Source organism: Carnobacterium viridans (assembly GCF_900102725.1).
Lineage (GTDB): Bacteria > Bacillota > Bacilli > Lactobacillales > Carnobacteriaceae > Carnobacterium_B > Carnobacterium_B viridans.
Window position 1 is genome coordinate 1 of the sequence record NZ_FNJW01000003.1, and the last position, 19741, is coordinate 19741.

At 34.6% G+C, this 19741-nt stretch carries 20 protein-coding genes and 3 pseudogenes; 6 read left to right on the forward strand and 17 right to left on the reverse strand.

The features are described 5' to 3' along the window. A pseudogene (locus tag BLT48_RS00300) lies at positions 1 to 301 on the forward strand (IS66 family transposase); the annotation flags it as partial. 212 nt (positions 302 to 513) lie between these two features. Here the strand turns inward: BLT48_RS00300 and BLT48_RS00305 are convergent. The 16 genes and pseudogenes from BLT48_RS00305 to BLT48_RS00380 all read right to left on the reverse strand — a co-directional run bounded on the left by BLT48_RS00305 (position 514) and on the right by BLT48_RS00380 (position 15031). Beyond that, positions 514 to 1510 (reverse strand): annotated as a pseudogene (locus BLT48_RS00305) (ornithine cyclodeaminase family protein). Positions 1511 to 1629: 119 nt separating this feature from the next. Then, positions 1630 to 2483 (reverse strand): annotated as a pseudogene (locus tag BLT48_RS00310) (sulfite exporter TauE/SafE family protein). A 23-nt stretch (positions 2484 to 2506) separates the two neighbouring features. Then, the gene (locus tag BLT48_RS00315; protein ID WP_089974315.1) at positions 2507 to 3307 is read right to left on the reverse strand and encodes a TrmB family transcriptional regulator; all 801 of its coding nucleotides are present in this window, start codon (positions 3305 to 3307) and stop codon (positions 2507 to 2509) included. Between the two features lie 589 nt (positions 3308 to 3896). Continuing rightward, complete coding sequence (locus BLT48_RS00320) at positions 3897 to 4754, reverse strand: conjugal transfer protein TrbL family protein (protein ID WP_089974317.1); 858 nt, start codon at positions 4752 to 4754, stop codon at positions 3897 to 3899. Positions 4755 to 4756: 2 nt separating this feature from the next. Then, positions 4757 to 5257, reverse strand: coding sequence for a hypothetical protein (locus tag BLT48_RS00325; protein WP_089974319.1), 501 nt, complete (start codon positions 5255 to 5257; stop codon positions 4757 to 4759). Positions 5258 to 5273: 16 nt separating this feature from the next. Continuing rightward, positions 5274 to 6791: a VirD4-like conjugal transfer protein, CD1115 family gene (locus BLT48_RS00330; protein WP_089974321.1), complete on the reverse strand. Its 1518-nt coding sequence runs from the start codon at positions 6789 to 6791 to the stop codon at positions 5274 to 5276. Further along, on the reverse strand, positions 6788 to 7249 hold the full coding sequence (locus BLT48_RS00335; protein WP_089974323.1) for a hypothetical protein: 462 nt from the start codon (positions 7247 to 7249) through the stop codon (positions 6788 to 6790). The genes BLT48_RS00330 and BLT48_RS00335 overlap by 4 nt, the downstream gene beginning before the upstream one ends. 21 nt (positions 7250 to 7270) lie before the next feature. Beyond that, entirely contained in the window at positions 7271 to 7816 is a 546-nt protein-coding gene (locus BLT48_RS00340) for a hypothetical protein (RefSeq protein ID WP_089974325.1), read from the reverse strand. A gap of 29 nt (positions 7817 to 7845) precedes the next feature. Further along, a complete protein-coding gene (locus BLT48_RS00345; RefSeq protein ID WP_089974327.1) occupies positions 7846 to 8901 on the reverse strand; it encodes a lysozyme family protein in 1056 nt (351 codons plus the stop codon). Between the two features lie 17 nt (positions 8902 to 8918). Further along, positions 8919 to 10283, reverse strand: a complete 1365-nt coding sequence (locus tag BLT48_RS00350; protein ID WP_089974329.1) for a hypothetical protein — start codon at positions 10281 to 10283, stop codon at positions 8919 to 8921. A gap of 14 nt (positions 10284 to 10297) precedes the next feature. Further along, positions 10298 to 12268, reverse strand: coding sequence for a VirB4 family type IV secretion system protein (locus BLT48_RS00355; protein WP_089974331.1), 1971 nt, complete (start codon positions 12266 to 12268; stop codon positions 10298 to 10300). 25 nt (positions 12269 to 12293) lie between these two features. Next, on the reverse strand, positions 12294 to 12962 hold the full coding sequence (trsD, locus tag BLT48_RS00360; protein ID WP_007723199.1) for a TrsD/TraD family conjugative transfer protein: 669 nt from the start codon (positions 12960 to 12962) through the stop codon (positions 12294 to 12296). An 11-nt stretch (positions 12963 to 12973) separates the two neighbouring features. Further along, entirely contained in the window at positions 12974 to 13309 is a 336-nt protein-coding gene (locus BLT48_RS00365) for a PrgI family protein (RefSeq protein ID WP_007723197.1), read from the reverse strand. A 16-nt stretch (positions 13310 to 13325) separates the two neighbouring features. After that, complete coding sequence (locus BLT48_RS00370) at positions 13326 to 13661, reverse strand: CagC family type IV secretion system protein (protein WP_007723195.1); 336 nt, start codon at positions 13659 to 13661, stop codon at positions 13326 to 13328. Between the two features lie 18 nt (positions 13662 to 13679). Beyond that, positions 13680 to 14315 (reverse strand): hypothetical protein, encoded by a 636-nt coding sequence (locus BLT48_RS00375; RefSeq protein WP_176944019.1) that lies wholly within the window; start codon positions 14313 to 14315, stop codon positions 13680 to 13682. A 239-nt stretch (positions 14316 to 14554) separates the two neighbouring features. Further along, positions 14555 to 15031: a hypothetical protein gene (locus BLT48_RS00380; protein ID WP_089974335.1), complete on the reverse strand. Its 477-nt coding sequence runs from the start codon at positions 15029 to 15031 to the stop codon at positions 14555 to 14557. A 153-nt stretch (positions 15032 to 15184) separates the two neighbouring features. Here BLT48_RS00380 and BLT48_RS00385 point away from each other — a divergent pair, with 153 nt between their 5' ends. After that, positions 15185 to 15805: a type IV toxin-antitoxin system AbiEi family antitoxin domain-containing protein gene (locus BLT48_RS00385; RefSeq protein WP_089974336.1), complete on the forward strand. Its 621-nt coding sequence runs from the start codon at positions 15185 to 15187 to the stop codon at positions 15803 to 15805. Positions 15806 to 15819: 14 nt separating this feature from the next. Further along, complete coding sequence (locus BLT48_RS00390; protein WP_089974338.1) at positions 15820 to 16668, forward strand: nucleotidyl transferase AbiEii/AbiGii toxin family protein; 849 nt, start codon at positions 15820 to 15822, stop codon at positions 16666 to 16668. A gap of 47 nt (positions 16669 to 16715) precedes the next feature. On the opposite strand, the gene mobQ is transcribed toward BLT48_RS00390, so the two are convergent. Then, positions 16716 to 18737, reverse strand: a complete 2022-nt coding sequence (gene mobQ, locus BLT48_RS00395; RefSeq protein WP_089974340.1) for a MobQ family relaxase — start codon at positions 18735 to 18737, stop codon at positions 16716 to 16718. Between the two features lie 265 nt (positions 18738 to 19002). On the opposite strand from mobQ, the gene BLT48_RS00400 reads away from it, so the two are divergent. The 3 genes from BLT48_RS00400 (at position 19003) to BLT48_RS14260 (ending at position 19706) form a co-directional block, all read left to right on the forward strand. Next, positions 19003 to 19248, forward strand: coding sequence for a hypothetical protein (locus BLT48_RS00400; protein WP_089974342.1), 246 nt, complete (start codon positions 19003 to 19005; stop codon positions 19246 to 19248). 4 nt (positions 19249 to 19252) lie between these two features. Further along, the gene (locus BLT48_RS00405; RefSeq protein WP_089974345.1) at positions 19253 to 19480 is read left to right on the forward strand and encodes a hypothetical protein; all 228 of its coding nucleotides are present in this window, start codon (positions 19253 to 19255) and stop codon (positions 19478 to 19480) included. A 91-nt stretch (positions 19481 to 19571) separates the two neighbouring features. Next, complete coding sequence (locus BLT48_RS14260) at positions 19572 to 19706, forward strand: hypothetical protein (protein ID WP_267462165.1); 135 nt, start codon at positions 19572 to 19574, stop codon at positions 19704 to 19706. The last annotated feature ends 35 nt before the right edge of the window (positions 19707 to 19741 follow it).

Consider the following 19741-nt stretch of genomic DNA (forward strand, 5'->3'; position numbering starts at 1 on the left):
GGTTTACTTAATGAACTACCTTGAAGATGGGGAATGTCACTCTCAAATAATCTAGCAGAGCGCAGCATTCGTCCATTCGTAGTTGGTCGTAAAGCTTGGAATTTTTCTACCAGTACCAAAGGTGCAACAGCGAGTGGTGGTGTTTATAGTTTAATCCAAACGGCAAAACTAAATTGGTTAAATCCGTATAAGTATCTTCATTACTTATTTGAAGAACTGCCTGATACACATTTAAGAATACCCTGAATTACTTCAAGCGCTATTGCCATGGAGTGTGGAAGTTCAAGAAGATTACAGATAACCCTCACTATAATAAAACATTATAGCAAGGGTTATTTGTCATAGCTAGATACCGTTTCATTTGCGCTTACGATTATCCTATTGATAATCCAAGTATCTCCTTTTAACTGAAACAAGCCAAGATAGGGATGATCAAGAATAAAAAATAGCATCTAAAAGACTATCTAGTTGAGCTTTCCCACTAGTTGGTCTCTTAGGTACTATCTCTATTTTTTATAAAGCGATTTGTGTTCCAACTCCAAGTTTTTTAGCTTTTACAAGAATCTTTTCAGCTGTCACAACATCCAATACCGCTGTTCCAACCGTTTTAAAAACAGTTATGTCTTCTTCATTTTCACGACCTAAAATTTTACCTAACATCACTTCACCAAGATCTCCTTGGTAGTGACTTCTTTCTACTAAACCTTTTTTTAACGGAGTAATGATATCGCCAGCTTCTGCCAGAACACCTTCCATTGTAATCGAAGATAACTTTATCTGCACGAACAATGATTTCGCTTGGTAATTCGTGCATTTCAGGAGTATACGCTCCAACACCATTAACATGAGCACCATTTTTTTACATGTTCTCCAGAAAATGTTGCACGTCTAGATGTTGTCACAGAAGTAATAATATCTGCGCCTTTAACCGCTTCTTCTGAATTGTCTACTGCAATTAATTTCGTATTAAAATGTGCAAATTGTTCTGACATCTCTTTTTACAAATTGTTCACAACGCTCTTTGTCAATATCTACTATCCTTACTTCGTCTAAATGAACGAACCGTTAACATCGCTTCTAGTTGAGAAATAGCTTGTCCACCCGTTCCGATTAAAGCAGCAATTTTAGCATCTTTACGAGCTAAAATATCTGTTGCCGCTCCCTGAACAGCTCCAGTGCGTAGTTGTGTTAGATAAGTGCCATCCATCATTGCTTCTACTATTCCCGTTTCAGCATTTAGTAAAACCATCGTTGCTGGCACACTTGGTAAATTCTTTTCAATATTACCAGGGTAAATCGAAACAATCTTAACTCCCAAAGCTTGGTTGTTGCCAGCGACATAGGCTGGCATATATAAGCTTTGCCCGCCATGTTCAGGAACATCAATATTTGTACGCAACGGAACTGTGCTTTTCCCTTGTGAGAAAAGACGTAAAGCTTCTTTATCTGCTTGAATAGCTTCCTCCATTGTAAAAACAGTTTGCATTTCTTTTTTCGTCAATACAATCATTCTTCTCTCTCCTTCTTAAAACTTATTTCAGATACCTTTTAACCACAATCTCTTTGAACTTATTTTTTTATTTCTTTTGTATCTTTTAGTTAGCACTATCTGTTAAGTCCATTTTAGATTTACGCATTTCTAAAACCATAAGTAACAGCTGTATAAAGCAAAATCACAATAACCAACCATTGAAGCATACCAACGTTTAATGATTTAACAAAGTAAACGGCTGTCAATACACCTAGTACTCCAAATGTAGAGGTAAATAACGTGATTTTACGACTATACTCACCAAATTTAACGAATTGCATACTTCCGATTGGAACTGAGAATGTTGCTGCTCCATCATGATGGGGAAAGCTACTGCTGGATTCATGCCTAAAGCATAAACCGTAGCCATTGTTAGCGCATATGAACCAATACCAATATTGTTTAATGCACCATAAGCAAATAATAAAACACCGGCTGTTACTAATTTTAGACCATATAATTCAGTTGCCGTTCCATTGGAAGGAATTAAATTGAATTTTCCAGCTAAAATTAACAATGCAGCAATAGTCAAACCGATTGAAATAAATTGTTTAATTGTTTTTCTGGTAATTTCACAAACAAAACGTGGTCCTACATATGCTCCAATGACTTGACTGATAATACAAACAGCTAATGTTTTAAGACCAACATCAATCGATGTGATATATAATAGGGCCATTGCCGCTACTGGAATAACACATTGTGCATTTAATGTTCCTGGTAGTTTCTTTAGAGGCACCCATTTCAACTTTCGATACAAGACTGTTCCAATAGCAAAATCTGATACGCCAAAAGTGGAAAGTAAAAACGTGAAGAATGAAGTAAATGGAAGTGCCAATGTACTAGCAGGTTCAGTCATAATTTCATTTTTATGCTTTACCAAATCTTTCACAAAAGAAAATACAAAAAATAAGTTCACAATCACAATCAAAGATAATAATACCCTAGTCATCATAGTTTCCTCCAACAATTTTTTTAGTTTTTATAAATATTTCTAACATCCATTAAATCTTTTCCAAATACTTCTTTTGCCGGATCTTCTAGTTGTTTAATCATGCGTAAATTATAGGCATCATGGATAATGTACTCTTTGGCTAATTTAACCATCGAATGATTTCTTGTCCAGATAACATCTGGCTGATCTGTTGGTAATGTCCCATACACTACTTCTTTTGAATCTGCTACTAAGCTAATCCAACGACTGCCATAATCTTTTAATTTGTCTTCTTCAAAGCCATGTTTATAAAAACGAGTAAATGGTAATTCATATCGCTGTTCTTGACTAAATAAAATAACAATGAAATTCTCTAATCGCTGTTCAGCTTTGGTGAGCAAATCTACCATTTCTATTGTTAAATCTTCTTCCCAAACTTGTAGATACAAATCTTTTTTTGAACTTTCAATTAATTCATTTACTTTTTCAATCACTCGGTTGTATTCAGAAAAATTCCATAACGTTTCTGTTATTTCTGTTTCTTCAATACTGCCTAAAATTTTTTCAATTTCTTCAAAATCACTTTTCATTTTCTTCTTTAATTGCTCAATCACTTTTTCAACTGGCTGAGCCATATACCGCACTGGATCTGTATTGCTACAAATAACTAAACCTTTTTTTAACAGGACATTTAGCGTATTGTATACCTTCGAGCGAGGGACACTTGAATTCTTGCTTACTTCATAACCTGTCTGACTACATTTTTTTAATAAGGCAATGTAAACTAATGTTTCATATTCTGAAAATTGATACTCTTTCATAATCGCTATTGCTCGATTCATTTCCCTCCCCTTTATTAAGTGATTAGCCTCACTTATTCGCTCTTTTTATTTAGGAGCTACCTTCAGTAACTACTATAATCCTAAATCATTTCACTGTCAATCGTTTTGTGAATGTTTTATCTTGTTTTTCTGTTTTTTTTTTTTAGATAGTCACTTATCTCTATAGGTTATACTAGGTTTTAGATAATTTCATATTAATCCTTGATCGATAAAACACAATATCAATAATTAAATCAGGTTTTACCTGTATTCGTTTACAATAAATCACTACATAGAACAGACCAAAAGATAAGTATGAATTATTCAGGTAAGTAGTTAGGGACTCTTTAGGTGAAAAAAAATTTCTATAGCGAAATAAAGTGAAAGAAAATAGTTTTTGAGATTATTGACTTATTTTTCTATTCTCAGATAGGAATTTATTGGGCTGAAAGAGGCCTCCAACACGTTAATTAACATTAATCAAGCTGAATTGACAAAGCCTTAATCCAACAAAAATCGGATCCGCTCAGGGTGCCTGACGATACAAAAAAAATAAATAATCTTTGTATTTCAACTTTTGAAAAAACTTACTTTTTATCCTTTATCTTTTTTATTTTGCTGCAGAAGCTGCACTTGTTACACTTTTTGCTCGCATCATGTACATTCGAGTAGCCATTTTACCACCTTGCATAGTTGCTTTACCAGATCCTGTTCCATACCACATGCTTCTTAAAACACTTGGCCCACGAATAATTAATACGCCAAAACCAATTAGCAACATAAAACTATACCATTCAAACGTTGTACTAGATAATACTTCTACAATTCCGACCATTAAACCCATCTGTACAATAATGCTCACAATTTGGCTCAGAAATTCGCGCCACCATACAGACATATAATTGTATTCCTCATTGATAATAGATATCGCTGCCCAGACACTCAACAACTCCAACAAGACAAGATCCGCATGATAAATACAAATTTTGATTAAGAATGTCGCAAATACAATCAATAAGAATAAAAGTAATATAAGTGTACTGGTAACATTAGGAGCGACTTGCGAGACGTCTTCTATGTTAATAAAAGAATTGATTTTTTCTGCAGTCATACCACCAATTGAACTAAACATCCATTCTCCTAATGGATAGACAATCATATCGAGTGAAAAAATTAAAATTAAAGGTAAAATTAGTACCATTGCACTAGCCTTAAAAGAATCGACAATCAATCCCCATACAGAAGCATCTCGACTACCTTCAGCTTCAGATAATAAGAAAATCAATACTTTTGCTAGAGCAATTGTAACCAACATTACACCACCAAAAGCTATAAAAATTCCATACAGTTGAGAGAAAAAACCACTCAGTGCATTGTGATCAAAAATAAGCTTTCCTAAAAGGTTAAAGGTTGTTTCTAGCAAATCTGTAATCCAGTCTGAAAACATTTTGGAAATCCTTTCTCCCATATTTACCACTCACCTTCTACAACAGAATTCAGTTTCCACTCTCCATCTTCTATATTCATTTCAATCTCTACCAAACTAGGTGTAATTGTAGATATACTTTCAATTGAAGCACTGTGATTTACTACTTCCAATTCAGGATTTACGTTACTTTCCTCAATACTAAACGCTTGCCAAAAAACACCATTATCATAACTTTCTTCACTTTCTCTTAAAAAAAATAAATCTTTACTAAATACAGCATCTGTATTGAATCCATAGTTTTCAACCTCTTCAGTAATTTCTTCTTGATAACTTTCTGTTAAGTAAGGAAAAACATCCTCTTCTAAATGAGCTAGTAAATCATCGTTATCTAAATCAGAAAAACGTTCTCGCTCTTCGTGTAGATTCAAAAAACTTTCTAACTGGTCTGTACTCTTTTCTAGTGCCTCTTCTTCGTTAAAGCCACATCCGGATAAAAATAATAAAACGCTCAATAACATTAACCCTTTCGTTCCTTTAATCATTACGTCACTACCTTCCTCAGTTCATTGACTTAAAAAAGCCGGAAGCTTCAGTTATTATTTCTTGTTCTTTTTGCTCTTTTGCTTTTTCTCGTTCTACAGACTCATCCTTTTCTCGTTCGGTTCGATTCTCAGCGTTTGATTGCATATAGTCTTGATAGTTTTCTTTATCTTGTTCGAATTTTTCTAGTTGTTCAGCTGTAGAATGTGGTGTGTAATCCCTTTGATTCAACAAAAATTTTGGTTGTGGAAACAACTCAAATTGGAAAGCTTTTTTTGCTTGAATGGGGCGTTTATTCTGAAAGACAATTAAACTCGTATCGTCTGGCATCTGCATAATTTCACCAGCCGTCATTAAATCTCTTCCGGTGTAACTTTGATTTTCACTGGAACTACTAGAGTTGTTCTCTTTTCCATGTTGTGTGCTCTCAGACTCGGTTTCAACCTTTACGGTAGCTTTATCCAATAATCGTTTAAAGTACTCCGCAGTAGTCGAATTTGCAGCATTTAAGCACGTTTTCACGGCACAGTTCCCTAAAATACTTTCCGCTTTTTTTTCACCATATTTATCCTGCAATTGCGTCAAAGTTTGGATAATAGTGGCCACTCCAATTCCATACCCTCTACAAGTAGCTAAAAACTCTTCATATCCAGGAAATTTACCTAAGTTTACAAATTCATCTAAAATAAAGTTCACTGATTTTGGCAATTTTGAATGGTTTTCAGATGCAAAATCATAAAGTTCGTTAAATAACTGGCTAAAAAAGATATTGATTAACCCTTCCCAGGATTGATCCATAACCGGAATAATCACGTAAAGCACCATTTTTTTTCGGCCAATATCTCGTAAATTAAAATCACTAAATCGCGTGAATTCGGCAACTTCATCATCCACAAAGTCGGATATTGTTGTTAGAAGGGACATAATGATACTGCCTTGCATGTCTCCTTTGGCTTTTTTATAGCCTAATTCATACGCTCGTCTAGCTGGGTGCTTGCGTTCAAGTTTTAAAAACTCTTCATCTAAGCCACTTTCGCCATCCTCATCTGATTCAGGGTCGAACTCTTGTAAAAAGTCTAAGATGCCCTCCATATTTCGTCTTTCAGGAGGCAATTCATACTTCACGAACAAAATAAGAGCCTTTAACAGTGCTCGTTGTGAGTAATACCAAACGTCTCTTTTACTGTCTTTGTTAGCACTGTCCACAATTTTAGTCGCCACTGTGGTGGCATGAATGTCTTTTTTGACGTAATCAATAGGATTGTGTCGGTCAGAAGCCATCATATTTGCAAAATTCAGGACCCGGACGTCATAGCCTTGCTGCTGTTTAACGGCAGCTGTTTGCTCATAAACTTCTCCTTTTGGATCCGTCACAACGATGCTATTTTCCGTTTCATTATAGACATTTGTAATCACAAAACTTTGGGTTTTAAAAGACCCCGGTCCTCCCATCACCATTATATTTCGATTGGGTTTTGATTCTGTGGGTTGAATAATGACTTTACTATTTAAAATACCTAAAATGGTTCCTGTCATCTGGTTTCCTCCCCTTCAGTTGGTTGATCAAGCGAAGCGGTAAAATTTTTCAGGATCTCTTGCTTAGATTGAGCCAGGTAATTTTTTCCGTCAAAAATCTCTTTTTCACGTGCCCAACGTGCTGAACCATGGTATTGGTTTCGTTCATCGGCTTCCCATCCCTCTTTCTTTTCTTTAGACGCTAATTTGATTTGAATAGAAGCACAATAAAGTAAAAGACCGATGGTTCCCATTATAAATAATGGATTTTTTGTTTCTATCAATATTTGAATCGTTTGAAAAGGATGGAGAAGTGTCTCTTTTACTGTTTCAAGTAAGATAGTGGTCGTTAAAGACAATTTAAACTCGGAAAAGGTCATAATCAATTGAGTCACCACTACTAAACACCACTCCGAAAGGACAAAACTAACGAGAAACCAAATGAGTTTCTTTTTTATTTTGTTTAAAAATTTTTCCACCGAATGCCTCCCTTAACGACTTTAGTTGGTTGCTGTCAAACCTAGATTTGTTAACTGGCTAATGTGATACTCTCCATTAGTTTCAATGAGGGTTACTTGATACAGTTGCGGCAAACGAGAAACCACTTCATGATCCAACGAGTATTCAGTAGTTAATTGAACCAAAAAAATCAGTTCCTCAGTCGGATGAAGATAAATAGTCAGTTCCTTTAACTGATTCTTTACATCTAAAAGAGGCGGATCTGTAGAAGAAAGTTCTTTTAGTCGTTGAATGGTTTCATCTGTAGCCTTGTTTTGTAAGTGGTCGAAACGAGTAAGATAAGTAGCGTTATCGTAGTCTAAATAAGTACGTAATCCCTCTTCAATCACGGTCAGTTTCTTTTTATTCGCTACAGTGTCAGTAAACTTATCCTCTTGATTGATTAGTTGTTCCATTGTTTTTAATTCTTTTTCTGTTTTTGAGAGCTTACTTTCTAGTCCTCGATTCGTTTGGTTTAAACTAAAGAGCGATACAATCAAAATAAGTACCGTTACGGTTCCAGTAACGGTTAGTAGTAATTTTTTCATCTCTATACCTCAATCTTTTAACTCATTCATTACAATCCCAACAAGGGTGCTGGATCGATTCGATTATTGTTTTGATAGACCTCAAAATGCAAATGGACACCAGTGGAAGACCCAGAAGTACCCATATAGCCAATGGATTCGCCTGTTTCAACTTGTTGACCAGGTAAAACGGTGATTTCTTTTAAATGAGCGTAGAGCGTCTCTATTCCATTGCCATTCGTTAGTTTCACGTAATTTCCCCAACTACTGGAGTAAGCTGCTTGACTAACTTTTCCTTTCAATGCCGCAAAAACAGGTGGATTTCCACCATTCATAGGCGCAAAATCAACACCTCCATGCAGTTTATGTTCTCCCGTTATAGGATGGATTCGAAAACCAAAAGCAGATGTAATGGTTTGATCTTCAACGGGAAAGGCTAGTACTCCATTGCCGGGTACCCCACTGTTTAGGGCTTGCTGCACTAAATCGGCATAATAAAAATTACCACCATTCGTGTATAAGTAATTGCCATTTTCATCAGCCACCGGGGATGAGTACGGATACGTTTGACCGGATGTATTGCCTAAAGAAGGTGCGACAACTTCTTTAGAATACACTTCTGCCAATTCAGTTGTGTGAACACCGCCGTTATCTGCAATATATGTTAAATAACCACTACCAAAATTATAGCTCTGGATAGCCGTGTTTAAGTCCACTCCTATTTGATTCATTTGATCGATCACATCTTTAAAGTGCTTAATTCCTATCTGAATGCTGTAAACGGGATCTTGAATAGCATTAGGTGCTAAACCAATGGCTTCACTCGACTGCATGATATCTAACTGAGAACCATCTGACTCAGTAGCTGTAATGGCCAATACAATCTGTATATAATCTTCCATCCCATATTTGGCTAGTTCCTCTTCCATGATGGGTTTCCATTTTAGAACCGATTCAGGTATAGAAGCCAATTCGTTCTCATCAGTTCCAGTAAAATAACTGGAAAAGGCAGTCACTAAGATGGTAATTAAGAGGACTAGTCCCAATACAGACCAAGCAAGAACTTTTCCGATTTTACTTTTAACATAAAACGTTAGTGGCTTCATTTATATCCTCACCAACTTTACTCGTTGTTTTGTAGTGTCTCGATTTCTTTCGTCAATGTTGCGATTTTATCCTTCTGAATCTGCTGTTTTTCGTCCTTTTTCTCATCATCTTCTTTAATGGCTTTTAACTCTTCTTCTGCTTTTGCCAATTCATTATCTGCTTGCTTAAGTTTAATCTTGTTTTCTAAAGAAGCTGACGGAAATTTTTCTAGTACTTTTTGTGCACTGGTCACATCATCATTGGTTAGATAAGCTAATCCCATTCTGACTGCTGTTTCTTCATCTTCTAGAAAAGGCAGAGCAGAGGACATTGTAGCAGTATCATAAGCCACAATAGCTTTTTCAGTTTCTAGTTTAGTGGTGTCCTCTTCTGCAACTTCTGTCAGCGTTAAATCAAGAATCGCTTCGCTTTGATCGTTATCATAGTAATGGGCAATAACCGGCTCCAGAAATGAGACATCTGTATCTATGGCTTGTTGGAATTGGTTATTTTCAAAGTACATAGTGGCAATGTCCTCTTTAGAGTCTCCAGCTTTTTCCATAGCGATAGCCGCTTTTTCATAGTCTCCATTAACAATCTGTTGATTGGCTTCTAGTGAATAGTTTTTCTGTTCCATGTCTTGTTCCATTGCCTGAACAATTTGTTCTTGCTGGGCATTAGCGTATTGCTTTGTCATTCCTACTGCAGTCAAAGAGAAGAGAACACTCGCCACTAAAGTATATAGGGTTCGTTTCTTCAATTTTTCTTTATTGGTTGAGTTGTGTTGAATGTAATCATAGGTCACAAAATCATACGCTTCTTCAATAATCAGCAACATCTCTTGCCTGGTACTAGCCTGAACAACCGCTTTAACCAATTCATTCCCACGCTTTAAGACTTCCTCTTTTTCTCCTAAGCACGTTTCATAGCTAAAGTTCGTCAAAATACATAAAACTAATGCTTTATACCGATCAAGATCAGAATACTTATGTTCTTGAGGCAATACAGTTGTAGCCAAGTAAGTATATTTCACAGTTTGCATTGGATAATAAAAAATTGTAGCCGGATGAATACTCACAAAGTTAGATGTTTGTTGTAAAATGTTCTCTCTTAGTAGTGTTTGGGCAATCGATAACTTAACGGAGTATTCTTCTTTTTTTATCATGGTGAGAGATTTCATGCTTTCTAAACGTTCATAATGAAGGTATAAGGTATGATCATCTTCCTCTACTTGAATTAAATTAAAAAAATGAACATCATTTTGTTTTTTCAGACGTTCTATATCTTCGATTTGCTCATAGGAACAGAGATTTTTTGAAATTTCATACACGATTTTTTCTTTAAACAATTTGATACTTCCAAATTCAAAGTTCATCACCTTAAAGTCTTGCCATCCTAGCATCTTATCCCTCCTTGCTAGTCATATAGAAAGTTTTTAGCTTCTACCAACTCACTAGGTGTCATCTTTATGCGTTCTTCATAGTTGGGTACTTCCATTGCGGACTCTCCATAGTGTTCTTCATACCGTTCTGGATCTTTTAACCGTAATTCTTCTTCTGTTAGCTCGACCTTCATAAATGCGCGTTGCGATCCATGTATAATTAACGCTTCTCCTTGTTTTCTACGCGACAACAATTTCTTTTCTTTTTCACTGAAATTCATATGCAGTTTATCAGTCAAATCTTCTACACCTTTATCATCTAATCCAAAAAAGACCTTTGTGTAGCTGTTTCCGATAATAGCCTCTCCAACATTTTTACTGTCACTCATGGTCCCTTCAAGGACATCTTGAATCTGTTGGGTTCCGGCGATCGCTCCTGCGTTATACTTTCTGAACCGTTTATACGCTTGATAAAAGAATTGTGCAGCTTCTGGATTTTGAGTTAAAAAATGAAATTCGTCGACCACTAATTTAATGTTTTCAGTCTTATTTTTTGTGATTTCATCCCATAAGAAACTAAATGTATTGAGATAAGCTGCTGCTTGAACATCTGCTTCATTTTGTAGAGCTTTCAAATCAAACGACAACAAATTGGCATTAATATTTATATTGGTATGCCCATTGAAAAGCGTCGTTGAACCATGAACATAACTTTCTAAAATGTAATAAAAATCGTTTAATACCTTAAACCGGTCTTGATCATTTAGTTTTAATTTTTCAATTTCATTAAAGACATTCTCCAACGTGGGGTATTGTTCCGATTTGATTTCAGAAATACTGGAATACTTAAAAATACCTGCATTCAGATACGTATTGCGTAAAACAGAGTCCAATACAGCTTGCTCTACTTGAGTAATATCCGGTTTTAAGACTTGAAAAAAGCCTTTTACCCGTTGAATCTTATCTTTCACCAACAACTCTAAATCAATCGTTAAAGTTTCGATATTCTCGCTGATTTCTTCTGAGAAGATTTCTAAAGGATTGATTTTAGTTTGCGCATTTGACGATAAATGAACGACTGTCCCACCTAAGTGTTCCACTATTTGCGAATATTCATTCTCAGGATCAATAATAAAAACTTTAATGTCTCGAGCAACATACCGTAATATTTTTTGAATCATGTAGGTCGTTTTTCCGACTCCACTGGTTCCAATAACGACCATGTTTTGATTCAGTGTATTTTTACGATCTAAGTAATCGATAGCAATGAGACTGTTTGTGTCTTTGTTAATGCCTTCAACGTCGCTCCTGGGTGATAAATGAAGAATCTCAGCGTCGTCAAAAGGAAACATACTAGACGCTACTTCTGTATTCGATTCTTTATACGTATAATCCCCTAATAAATTTTCGCCAATGGGAAGGGCACTCCAAAAAGCTTGATACATCCCTTTTACTGGTATCATAGATTTCATTTGTAATTTAATAAGCGTTTTAGTGATATTTTCAGTCAAGTCATTCAAGACTTCTAACGTTGAAGCATTTAAGTAAATGTACGTGTATTGATAAATGAAACTGGAGTTGCTTTGTAAGTATTTATCCAATTGCCGATTTGCGGTTTCAATTTGTTGCTCTAAACGTTTTCGTTTTAATGGATCGTAAATCTTTAATAGTTCTGCTTCCTTATTCTTAATCGTTTCGTTGTAGTGGTGTATCATTTTTGTTGAACTCGACGACTGTAAGAATTGAGAAATTGTGATATTCCCTTTTTTTCGCTTGAGTTCGGATAACCAATTGCCATATTGAACTTTAGGGTAATCCACAATGGCTATGACGCGAATAAAATTATCGCCACTTTCAATATAATCAGGAAATTCCTCCCAAGAAAACGGATAGACCACATCTAAACTGCTCTTATCTAAAAAGGAATCCAATGAACTTTCCGTTTCTACTTTTTTGACTGGTGATTGATTCCTTTCTTCTTTGGTGCGTTTCTTTCCAAAATACACACGTTTCCCCTCCCTTCTGGAAGCCTTAATGATTGGAAAAATTCATGAGGTGTTTCAGGGTTTTCCGACATTCCATAGAGGATAATTGCCTGGCTTCCATATCGTAGTTTTCTAGGCTATTCTCCAATGTTTTGATAAATTGGGTTACTTTTTCATGAAGATTAGTGGCAGCCAATTCAAGGCTAGTCTGTTTTTTATCCTTTATTTTTTGTCGGATTACGATTAAATGTTTTTTTGTGCTCATTTGGTTCGTCAATTGTAAGTTTTGATAGTAATCCACATAGCTTGCGATTAAGGTAATCTTAGCTTGATTGATAGGATTTTCTTCTTTTACTTTTAAATAGCGTTTCTTCCAATACAACACATACTCGTCAAAAGCGACTGGAGTCGTCATATCTAAATACTGTTGCACTTCTCCTGTATCGCCTTCACCAATAGTCGACATTAAAAAAGCATTGAATTCGTCAAAAACGTCCTCTTGTTCAATTTCATTTAGTAAATCCAGGTTAACCCCGGAACCTTCAATCAAAGCGACGAGATAGCCTGTTTTTGTAATAAAAAAATCTTGATATTGTGCCTGAATTAACGACATATCCTGTAACGTTTGCTTCCCTGTGTCCAATTCTTTTGGTTCATAGCGAAAGATGTAATCATCTAAGGGTTCTTTACGTTGGTTCGTTTTGAAAGGAAACACGTTTCACCCTCCTATTCCATTGGTTTTCGTTTTTTTATATAAAATCGCTTTTGTCTAAAGCGATAACTTTTTTTATGCGTTAAATAATCCTGCATAGTAATGTTTTGACGGTGCTTAACAGGTTTTGCACTAATCAGTGCAAATGCTAGGGTTAACAATATTAGGATAATGATCAGCTTCAAACCCAATAACCATAGATTATAGGGCGGAATAGCCAGCAATATTAATCCAAAGAAAATTATGGGCAAGACATAAGTCGCCAGCTCCTTTAGTGACAGACCTAGAAAAGCCCCATAAGTTGAATTGACGTTATCTGGAAAAATAAATTTCTTCCCTTTTTTAGCCATTTAAATCCCTTCTTTTCTATACAAATAAACCATAAACCCATGGCAATAACCAAATAATGGCTGCAGCTAAAGCAACTAAGCCAGCTACCCGACCAACAGCTTGATAAACTTCGTTTTTTTCATGTGGATTGTCCGCTGCAGGCATCCGTTTGATAATAATGAATAATCCAACGACTGTCCCTACTAGCACCACTAATCCTGTTAAAATGCCTTGTACAATGTTACCAGCATTTTGCAATTTAGCTTCTACTTGTCCAGCCGATGCACCATAAACAATAGCTGGATGACTCATCACCGTTAATCCTGTTGCCACAATGGCCGAAATGATTTTTGATTTTCTTTTCTTCAACATAAAAACCCTTCTTTCACTTTAGTCTTTTCCGGTTGGTTCTTGCTCTAATCCCATTTTGGAGTAGTCCTTTTGTCTTTTTTGTTTCGTAGTTAAAAATGCGGATAAGGTTTCTTGTGCTTGTTCTTCGGAATCTAAACGTGGAGAAACAATAGCCAGATTTCCTTCTGTAAATTTCCCAATATAAAATCCACTTTCATGTTGATCTACTGACTCAAGCTCAATAATATGTAGTCTTTTTTCATATTTTTCAACTACATGACTTAGTTGGATCCCGTAAAAATCTAAAAAACCTTCTGCAAGACTCACCCCAATAAAGGAAAGTTCACTCATGATTTGATTAGGTTTAGTCGAATACTCTTCTATCTTTACTGTTCTTGCTTCTTCAACAAGTTCTGGCTTTCCATTCTGCTGTAAAAATCGTTCAAATAGATAAGAACGCGTCTCAACATTTGGTGAAAGTTCCTTTTTAATGATTTCTTTTCTGAGTGCTTCCAGTGGTTTTCCTTGTTCTCTCAACAGTTCTTCTTTCTTTGAATGACTAAGAGTTACGGACTGTTTGTCTAGGATCACTCCCTTTTGTCGATTGTGTAAAATAGAAGAATTCTCTTTCATACCAGACCATTTTTCAATATAAATACCTTTTCCTCCCTCCATAAAAAACAAAAAAAGTTATTATATAAAAATAGATTTTTTCATCTATCTTTATATGATAACTTTCATACATCATTTTTTCTAATCTTCTGCTCATTCATTTAACTATATTCTCTAATAATTTTATTAATTGCTGTTCAAGCACGATATTGCTAGGATAACCTGTTTCATCTGATAGTTCTTGAATCCTTTTAGAACTCGATTTAGTCAGTTGTATCCCTTGTTGAACACGACTAGTTCCCTTACTTAGCCCATTCAGTAGAAAGTGCACGATAGTCTACGGTAAAAACATAATTTAAAAGAGCGGTATTTGGTATTCCCGTTTTTTCTCTAAAAGACGCTAACTGGTTGACTGCCCCTTGTGACAAAAAAGTGGTTGATACTACTTTGAAAACCGATTTTTCTTCACTTTTCCAGTTAGTATGATTGACAACATAACTTAAATAAGCGGATAAATATTTTCTGAAGGTTAAAAGATACATTTTTCTATTGTCATACTTCAAAAGGATAAAGTCACTTATTTCGACTTGTAATTGCTGATGACTTACTTCTAACTTTTTTAATTCACTTTCTAGTTCTTCTTTGGTTACCTCTTTAAATTGATTCGCATAGAGAACTAAATGCAATAATACAGTAGAAGTCTTGGAAATTCCTAGATAATGACCGCGTCTCTCTAGTTCTTGATAAATCTCATGGGTCAGCAACAAACCAATTTTCAATCGTACACCTCTTTTCCAAATGATAGTAGTCGCATCATTATACCATTGAACTCAGGTCTTTTTATTGATAAATTCTATTTAAAACCCCTTAGTTTGACGATTATACTACAAAAAGTTATAATTGTAGTATAATCGTCAAAAAGAGGTGAGCTTATGACGCAAATAAAAGACAAAGAAGAACATTCAAAAACAAAACTATTGTTGCAATTGATAAAAGAGCAAAATGGGACCGTTACTTTTCAAGACGCTAAAAGGGCTGGTATTCATAAAGAATATGTACTCAAATTATTCCATGAAAATATTTTAGAAAAAGTTGGTCCAGGTTCTTACGTTGCGATTGATCAATTTCCTGATGAATACTATATTTTGCAAAAAAGATTTAAAAAAGGCATTTATTCTCATGAAACAGCTCTCTATCTTCATGATTTAACTGATGTGACCCCTTTCGATTACCATATGACCTTTCCAAGGGGATACAATAATCCTTCTTTAAAGGAAAATAATATCTTAGCTAAACATAGTAGAAGAGACAACTATTTAATTGGATTAATGACTATGAAAAGTCCAAATGGAAACTCAATTCGTGTCTATGATAGGGAAAGAACCATTTGTGACATCTTTTCAAAAAACAATCGGACGGATAAAGATGTTCAAATTAATGCCCTTAAACGGTATTTAACGACAGCAGAGAAAGACCTTATCAAATTAATGCAATACGCACAACTATTTAAAGTAGATCGTGACTTAAGAAGATATATGGAGGTGTTAGTATAAAAACCCCTATTCAATTGAAAACTAAGATTAAAAATAAAGCTCAAAAAGAACAAATAGACGCACAAATGCTTATGAGAAATTATATGTTGGAACGAATGTTAGTCAGAATCAGTAAATCAAAATATAGGCATTCCTTTATTTTAAAAGGTGGTTTTTTGATTGGATCTCTTATTGGAGTAGACAAACGGACCACTATGGACATTGATACGACTATTACCGGTACAACTGTTTCATCCGATGTGCTAAAAACGATATTCTTAGAGCTATGTGAGTTAGATATAGGAGATCACATTCAATTCGAGTTCCAAAATATTCAAGAAATTCGTGAAGAAGATGACTATCCGGGTTATAGAGTAGCTATAGTTGCCAGTTTGCAAACAATGGCTATTCCGATAAAAGTAGACATTACAACTGGTGACATCATTATTCCAAAAGAAATTCACTATAAGCATAAATTAATGTTTGAGGAAGAAGAAATCTCTATCCTTTCTTATCCTATAGAAACAATTTTAGCAGAAAAAATTCAAACGATTTGCTATCGTGGTGTGTTCAATACCCGAGCTAGAGATTTCTATGATGTCTATATGTTAAGTCAATTAGAACCTAGTCGAATTGACTATGATTTATTAAGAAAAGCCTTAACCGCCACTTGTAACAAGAGAAATACACCTAATATTATGCGAGATTATATAAAAACGTTGGAGTTTATACGAACCAATGATGAAATGAGACAAATCTGGTCTAATTATCAAAATAAGACGGATTATACGAATAACTTAAGTTTTGACGAGACATGTGACGCCTTACATCATTTGTTAACCCTTGTGTACACTAATCCTCCAATAAATAATTCTATTGAATAGAGTATCTACCTTGTGTAGGTACTCTATTTTTGCCTTATTCTTTTATTTCAACGCTTTGGTCCTTTAAAAGAACGTTTAGGTTTCTTTTTCTTCAGTTCTTTTTCTAGCGCTCGTAATTTTTCTCTTTCTTCGTAATCTAATGAATCCAGAATTTGATCTAACTGTTGAGGTCTAAATAAATAGTTCAACAATTGGCTGGAAGGCATAGCTTTTTGTTGAGAAAAAGAAAATTCACTCGTTTTTTGTTCTTTTAATGTATCAGCTTGCTCTACAGTCAGTACTCCCGTTTCGATACACTCATTGAGCAATAAATCGTGCAAATCTGGTCTATCTATTAGGATAGTCTTCAATTCCTCACTCATAGTTAAAGAAGAAACGTCTATAGATTCATCGTTGTTGAGATTTCCAGCTTTTCCATAGTCGGTAAAGTACGCGACTGCGATGTGTTGTTCTTCTAGTGTAAACTTAATCAGCGGTCTTTCTTTTAAGTGAATTAAATTGTCAACTGTCAATTGATCTCCATAGTAATCAATGGCTTTAGAAAAGAGTTCTTTAGTCGGAATATCTTGATCATCCAGTTCTAAAGAAGGAAATATTCGAGAGATTTTGTCATCATAATAGTTTTGAATCACTTTCATAGCAATCTTATTTCTTTCTTGCTCTTTGATACTATTTTTTAATGTCGTGTAAACCGTATCCGGAAGATTTTCTACTGTTTTTACATCTTTAAAATTCACCTGGTATTTTTCTACAATGGATACTACTGTTTGATTCAACAGCTTGTTTTTTTCTTCATAGACTGAATAGGAATCATAAGGACGTTTAACAACCTTTGATACTTCATGATACAGTTCTTGTTGGTTAGAATGTTCAAGTAGTTTTTCTACTTCTTCTGGTTGGATCACGCGGTCCTCTTTTACCGTTCGATTCGCTAAAGTTTTCACCTGATAATCAGATAAGTTCTTTTGATCTATGGTTGGATAATAGTTTTTAAGTAATCGCTCAGATTCTTTTAAAATGAGGCTATCTGCTTTCTCTACTAATTCCATTTGAGACTCAATCAAATTCAACGTCTTCGTGTCTTCTTTAAAGAGATTGTTTACTCTCGCAGAATTTGACCAATTGTTCAGCATTCGCTTCTTATCTTCAATCTGATTAAATGAAATGTATGTCTTCAGTTCTTTTGATAAACGAGTAATTTCCTTCTTTTCTGTTGGGCTAAGAGAACGAACAATCGTCTCCGTATCTTTTATTTCTTCAGCGTCTTTTTTTAACGTATAAACAATAGCTGCTTTTGCATTAGACTCTTTAATTTCTTTATTGATTTGAATACGGTCGCTATTTTTTCCTTTGGCTTCCATCTCTCTCGCAACAAATCCTTCATGAATGGTAGGCTGCTTTTCTTCCCCTAGATCAGCGTAAGATTTTTCTGAGATTGTTTGATTAATCCCATTTTCTTTTAAATAATGATTAGCCATGGTGGCCCAATTTTCTCTCCATTTTTGCATCCGTTCCTTCGAATCCCAGTCTGTTACATTTGCTTTTCTATTTTGACGGTAACCACTTTTCGTATAGAGTGGCTTCCCTTCTTCATCATTAATATAAATTTTACGCGATTTTACGTCCCAATTGCCATTTTCATCGAAAGGGCGAGTCGTCAACATGACGTGAAAATGAGGGTTCATTTCATCGTCTCTATGAATAGAAATATCCGCCACCATTCCAAGGTCAACAAAGTTTTTTTGACAATAGTCTAAGGTTAATTTTTCTTGTTCGAAATCTGATAATTCAACGGGCAATGCGACATTAAATTCTCTAGAGAGTTGAGCATTTTTTGATTTTTCGTAATTCTCAACTTCATTCCACAATCGTTCACGATTTAAACACCAGTCAGGAGCATGAGTAGGCTTCAATATAAACGTAACAGGCTGTATATCTCGACGGTAAAATTTTGTTTCGTTATACCGTTCACTATACAATTTATCACCTGAACGATAAGCTGCACTTGAAATGGCCGATTGGCCTTTACTTCTAGAAATAATTTTTGCAGATAAATGATAAATAGCCATGATCTCATCTCCTTTCGTATTTTATTTTCTTAACATGAGCGAGAGCGAATTTTATCACACGGAATTTTTTAAGAGAACGATAAGTGAACAAAATAAAAATTTATTTCTATGAGCACAACTCCAAATTTTACGTAGTAAAATAATGGAGTATAAGTGCGCCCTTTACAGGGAATATTTTACCACCTTGCTTTTTCTTTTACAATTATTTATCTTTCTGTCATACTAGTTTGTATAGTTATTTAAAGATTAAGGGAGGAAACACACCATGACAAACATTTCAAAAAAATTAGAACAAATTGAAAAATTAAAAAAAGAGTTATTAGAGGAAAAAGAAAAAATTGAAAATACTTTAGGAAAAGAATTGATTAGCCAATTTGATTTAAACTACGAATCTTTAACAAAAAATGAAATAAAAGAATTTGTAGATAATTTAAAAGATAGCTATGATTTAATGAATGAAGACCAATCTTTAAATTCTAGTAGTTCAGTTGAATCACCTAAAGTAGGTTAAACCTATGAGTAATCACTTTAAACAACTGCAACAAGAAATCAATCGAGTCGAACGATCTATTCAATTAGATTCTCAAAAGGAACGAAAAGAACGAACGAGAAGACTCATTCAAAAAGGCGCTTTACTAGAAAATTATTTTGAATGTGAACATTTATCTGTCGAAGAAACAGAAGAATTATTAAAGATGTTTTCAAGTTATGTGAATGCGAATAAGACTAATAAATTTAAATAGTTAACTACTCTTTAAAAAATTGAGAGAATTAATTTTAAAAGTTATAATGTAGAAGAAAGGTATTTAAAAAAAACAAGAAAGGATGATAAGAATGACTAATAAACAAGCTTTAGGCTATATGTTATTGGCTTGCAAAGATCTTAAATTAGATAAAGATCAAGCTGATAAATTATGGGATGCTATGTTTCAAAATATGGATGAATTTACTGAAGAAGAAGCTCAATAAAAAGGGCATGAATGGTTAAATTCTCATTAATTAGT